Consider the following 606-nt stretch of genomic DNA (forward strand, 5'->3'; position numbering starts at 1 on the left):
CGCGCTCGCGGGGGGCGCTCCCCCGCGGCTCTCTGGCCGCCCAGGGCGCGCTCCGCGCCACCCTGGCGGTTGCACAGCGCTTCGACTGGCGGACGCCGACCGGACGCCCGTGAAGTGCGCGAGAAGAACTCGGGCTATTAGTAGCGCTCGGCTGAGGCGGTCGCCCGCCTTGCACCTGCGCCCTATCGACCTCGTGTTCTGCGAGGGCCCTTACCGAAGAGAGGACTCATCTCGGAGACGGCTTCCCACTTAGATGCTTTCAGCGGTTATCCGTGCCGGACGTAGCTAGGCAGCCGTGCCGTTGGTCGACAACTGCTGCACCAGAGGTCCGTCCACCCCGGTCCTCTCGTACTAGGGGCAGACCTCCTCAATCCTCTTGCGCCTGCGGAGGATAGGGACCGAACTGTCTCACGACGTTCTGAACCCAGCTCGCGTACCGCTTTAAACGGCGAACAGCCGTACCCTTGGGACCGACTTCGGCCCCAGGATGCGATGAGCCGACATCGAGGTGCCAAACCTTGCCGTCGATGTGGACTCTTGGGCAAGATCAGCCTGTTATCCCCGGAGTACCTTTTATCCGTTGAGCGACGGCCATTCCACTCTGGG

At 64.4% G+C, this 606-nt stretch carries 1 rRNA gene; it reads right to left on the reverse strand.

Annotation, left to right across the window (positions count from 1 at the left end):
- Window positions 1–116: 116 nt before the first annotated feature.
- Window positions 117–606 (reverse strand): 23S ribosomal RNA (locus C2L80_RS13550); the annotation flags it as partial.

It is taken from the genome of Rubneribacter badeniensis (genome assembly GCF_002899695.1).
Taxonomy (GTDB): Bacteria; Actinomycetota; Coriobacteriia; order Coriobacteriales; family Eggerthellaceae; genus Rubneribacter; species Rubneribacter badeniensis.